The organism is Enterobacter sp. CFEC122 (assembly GCF_052983755.1).
In genome coordinates this window covers 1-4896 of sequence record NZ_JBRIQR010000084.1, presented here as the reverse complement: position 1 = coordinate 4896, position 4896 = coordinate 1, and the positions used below count along the sequence as shown (strand labels likewise).

Annotated in this window: 2 protein-coding genes and 2 pseudogenes; 1 reads left to right on the top strand and 3 read right to left on the bottom strand. The window is 49.2% G+C overall.

What is annotated here, in order from left to right:
• Window positions 1-601 (bottom strand): hypothetical protein (locus ACVCAM_RS25875; RefSeq protein ID WP_031623894.1); only part of this gene is annotated, 601 nt, incomplete at its 3' end.
• A 57-nt stretch (window positions 602-658) separates the two neighbouring features.
• Window positions 659-1039: a hypothetical protein gene (locus tag ACVCAM_RS25870; protein WP_001371925.1), complete on the bottom strand. Its 381-nt coding sequence runs from the start codon at window positions 1037-1039 to the stop codon at window positions 659-661.
• A gap of 754 nt (window positions 1040-1793) precedes the next feature.
• Here ACVCAM_RS25870 and ACVCAM_RS25865 point away from each other — a divergent pair.
• Window positions 1794-1964: pseudogene (locus tag ACVCAM_RS25865) on the top strand (TnsA endonuclease N-terminal domain-containing protein); the annotation flags it as partial.
• Window positions 1965-2000: 36 nt separating this feature from the next.
• Here ACVCAM_RS25865 and ACVCAM_RS25860 read toward each other — a convergent pair.
• Window positions 2001-4896: pseudogene (locus tag ACVCAM_RS25860) on the bottom strand (Tn3 family transposase); the annotation flags it as partial.

Here is a 4896-nt window from a genome sequence, read left to right as displayed (position 1 = left end):
CTAGCTCTTTCATCATCCTAGAAGAACTCTTAATTAAGTATTCTTCAAGTGGGCCAGCATATGCCCCTGATGTCACGATCGTTAGTTGCGTAAGAGGATGAGTCAAACTCTCAATGCCCTTCAGGATGTCATTCTGGACAGCAGCAATATAAACAGGCGAAGCCGCAATCAAATATTCATCATTCGGACTGGACTGCATTAACTGGCTTATAGTTGCGCAACGGTTATGCTTTCCTAGTGATTTTGTGATGGCTTTCCACCAGAGATCATGCCTGAATGGTACTTGATGAAATGTCGCCTCGTAAGAGGGCACCCGATCTCGACTATTTAAAAACCCCATCCCGGCAGAGATTATCCACAACTCCAGATTTCTGGTTGAGTTTAAAATTTCCTTTGCCGTAGACCAGTGATTACCTGAATACAAGGACAATGCCGGTACCGCCTGATTACTTCTGGCGTCGTCTACAATGTTACTCCAGGCATATGCTGCGTCGTCCGGGGTTTGTTTTGGATCTATGTCCAATGTCGGCCAGACGTGGCCCTGATGATTCTTGCCCTTTGTACAGGAAGTGATTAAGTGTACTGAGCGTTCAGAGAACATTATCTTCCTTACATACCCATAGAACAGCTTTCTAAGAACGGTGGGCTCGCCTGAAAATTACAAATCAGCCCCTTTCACGGCATCATTTTGATTCTTCGCGTCTGCCCCCAGTAAGATGACCGGTTTTCTGCATGACAGTGTTATTCCTAACAAACGCAACACAAAACCACGCCAGCCAGAGCAAATTTTTTCATTTGCTGCGTAAAGCCTATTGTTTTCTCTTTTAAGCTTCGCCCACTCGTTACAGAGGGTAACATCATCAAGCGCTGTTATATGCTTCGCCTCACCTTCGACGATAACGGTATGGATACCGTATGCTGTAAATCTCATACTATTTTCCAGAACCCAGTTGCGGTATTCGTTGAGTCCACCTTCGGAACCGGTAGCTCTGCGCCACATTTCAATTTGCTTGTGTGATGGGTCAAGTGTACTTGTCATTGAAGCCTCGTCTCAGCGATAACGCTTGAAATAGCCCGCTTTGGTCAAAATGAAATTAGCCATCTGACTGGCGATTTGATTGTATCTTACTCATAGTGCCCAACCTATAGGTTAAAAAGGGGCATTTTCGCTTTATAGCGTGTTCAACATCATCAATCATCCCAAGAAAGGCTGGCTTATTAAGCCGGTCCATCATTTTCTGTATATCTCTCATCAATTTTTATATCCGGCCTGAAGTGCACCGTTCAAGCACACCGATCAGGCAGTTAGTCACTAGTTAACTCTTTACTAGAGACTAAATTCCATTGATTTACGTGACAACGTCACGTCATTAAGGTTTGCAAATGCCTAATTTTCATACTATGGGATTTAATTAGGAGTAAATCCCACAGGTTTACATAAAGCTGACATTTAAAAGTGTTAAAAATCAATCAGATAGAAAGAAAAGGCTCTCCGGAAGAACTCTTCTCATTATTTCGCCGCCCGGGGTTATTGCTGACAGATCTGAAAGTGCTAATATGTTAGTCATTAGTAATTAGTAAAGCCTTTACTAAACGCGTTTCTACGTAAATTCTATTGGTTTTAGAGGGTCCTACTGTCCGAAGACAATAAAGTTGTACACAAAGCACTAAAGTTGTAACCATTCTCAAAAAACGACGCTAATGTTGTATGCTTACTGAATGTGTGGTTATAGGGTTGGAGACTATAAAATGCACATATAGGTACGTATCAATGTCGTTTTTTGGGTACGATCATGGGTAGGGGTAGGCGTCTCAAATCCTATTTGGATTATGAAAATGCGCTAGGTGACGGCATAGGAGTGGGCTATGGCCAAAGTTATCAGCCCTGGCTTAGAGCTCAGGACGTTAAATCCCGTGGAAACCGTTCGATAGTCTTTGGCCTTAAGACGTTTCGAAACCATCATCATGGGGTTTGAGGGCCAATGATGTAAAAAACCACGCTAAGGAGATAATTCATTGTTTAAATTGAGATTTAACGGCCTCAATTCCCCCTTCATAATATCCTCCGGTAGTGTGAACGTATAATGTCCCAGCATGTTGATATGACCGTGCATCAGAGGCGAAAGCCGCGCGATATGTTCATCCTCTGGCCCTTCCCCGATGCTGCGCAGGTGCGACAAGGCTTCCTGCATATAAAGCGTATTCCACAGCACCACTGCGTTTGTCACCAGACCCAGCGCACCCAACTGATCTTCCTGCCCCTCGCGGTAACGTTTTCTGATCTCGCCACGCTGACCGTAGCAGATGGCTCTTGCAACGGCATGGCGGCCTTCACCCCGGTTCAACTGTGTTAGGATCCGGCGACGATAGTCCTCATCATCAATATAGTTGAGAAGATACAGTGTCTTGTTAACTCTTCCGACCTCCATTATTGCCTGAGCAAGCCCTGACGGTCGGGTACTTCTCAATAGCGATCGAATGAGTTCTGACGCATGAATAGTGCCCAGCTTCAGCGAACCGGCAACCCGCATCATCTCATCCCAGTGGCTTTCGATTTTAGAAAGGTCAACACAACCCCGCGCCAGTTTGTCCAACGCCCCGTAATTCGCTGCTTTGTCGGCCCGCCAGAACACAGCCTCACCCGCATCCGCCAGACGAGGTGAAAATTGGTATCCCAGTAGCCAGAACAGGCCAAAGATAATGTCACTGGTACCTGCTGTGTCCGTCATGATTTCAACCGGGTTTAGTCCCGTTTGTTGCTCAAGTAGCCCTTCCAGCACAAAGATGGAATCCCGCAGTGTTCCAGGAATCACTATGCCATGAAAACCCGAATATTGGTCAGAGACAAAGTTGTACCAGGTGATGCCGCGCCCTGAACCAAAGTATTTTCTGTTGGGGCCAGAATTCACCGTTTTCACTGGCGTGACAAAACGCATACCATCAGCGGAGGCTACCTCCCCGCCCCCCAGTATCCTGCCAACGCTAACGAGGACTGAAAATCAACCAGCCGCGCATTGGCGCTAACCAGCGTTTCTGCTCGGATGTAGTTCTGTTTCACCCAGCTCAGACGATGGCGAGTCAGTGCAGGGATATTGTGCTTGATCAGCGGCTCATGTCCGATATTGCAGGCCTCAGCCAGCATCACCGCACACAGGCTTATATGCAGATCCTGCGCACGGGCACCTGACTCGCTGACATGGCTGAATTCACGGGTGAAGCCAGTTCTGGCGTCAATCTCGAGCAACAGTTCTGTCAGGTCAACGGGTGGAAGCAATTGTCTGACTCGGCTGCTCAGTTGTATCAGCGCCGGTGGTTCATCCAATTTATCCAGGCTGCTGATGGTCAGCGAAGGATGTTTACCTTCATTGCAGATGTCCACGGCGGTATTGCGATCAAAACGTGATGCCACCGTTTTCCAGGTTTCATCTAACTGAGCGGCCAATTGCTCCGATGCTTTACTGCCATTAGTGGGGTGACCCAATGCCCGGCAGACTGGAACCCGCTGCGCCTGCCATTCCTCCCCCTGAAGAAGTTTTTGGCGCGGATCACCCCAACGATCGCTGTTTTCCAACCAGATGTCACGACGGCGTAGCGCATCCTGAAGTCGCTCCAGCAGACACAACGAGTAACCTGCTCGCTGTATCCGACCGTCAGCATCGTACACCAGGCGTTTCCAAGGGCCTGAAATGATATGTTCAGGTGCATCGTCCAGGATCCGTTTTTTCGAGCCGTTTAGCTCTGCCAGGTAATGGATGGCAGCCAAGGTATGTTCACCGTCTGGGGCCGCACGGAAGTGCAGATCGCGCAGTAGTGCGGGCAAAAAACGCCTTACCCGTCCGTATTGCTCCACCATTTCATCCTGAAAGTTTGTATCCTGGGGGCGGGCCAGTTCATTCACTTTTTCCACGGACTCTGCCAGTCTGGCGACAGACACACTGCTGAATATGGTCTTTCGCAGCAAATCATCGGCGGTATCTTCATCAAGTAAAAGTGCGCATGCCCGCGCCAGCAGCAACGCCGCGCGGTCAAGATCCTTGAGCGTCCTAAGTCGCTTTTTCTGCCCGGTTTTCTTCGCCTCCCGGGTAATATTGAGGATCAGCATATCCAGCACGTCAACGGCCTCGTCCAGCGCCGAGATTTCTTGCGCTTTCACGAATGCGGTAAGGATCGCCAGCCGCCGTTCTTCTGGCATTCTGCTGATATATTTCACCGATGCCATTCCGGCATAGCGTGCCAGATTGCGGAGCTGTATGGCGGGCAGCCCAGTGAAATTCAGACAGGAAAACTCCAGGCTGCGCAGGCGAGTGTAACGTTCAAGTGCTTCAGTGAACGCGGGGCCGCTGATAGTGACAGGGCCTCTTTTTAGGTGCTCCATCACTGAGAGTCGCTGTCCTTCGGGGATTTCAAGTAACCCAGCCAGTTGTGCGGTCTGCCAACGGTTTGGCAGCGCGGCCAATTTTCGCCACAAGCGGCGGGTCGCACGCTCACGGATTTCACCAATGACTCTCGTCAGGGTGGATGCGGCTGGCAACAACACTTTATTTTGAAGCAACCACGCGGTGGCAAAATCGAACATCAGTCCGGGGCGTTCATTACTGAGCCATGCACGGGTATACAGCAATCGCTTCAGTCTGAACGACCACGGGAAATCACCGAAATCATGATAGCTATAGTGCTGCCTGATAAGCCCGTGGTGCTCCCAACGTGTGTTTTCCCTTTGAGCATAGCGGGAAATGATCTCTGGATAGCGGATGTTAAGTTGCCTTGCGACATAAAACTGGACACCGGGCGGTATTTGCATGAGATCGGACAAGAAGGTTCCCAGAAAGCGGGCAGTTGTGAGTTGAAGGGCAATTCCCAACCGGTTATGCCTGCCCCTACGCAGGTTGATGAAAG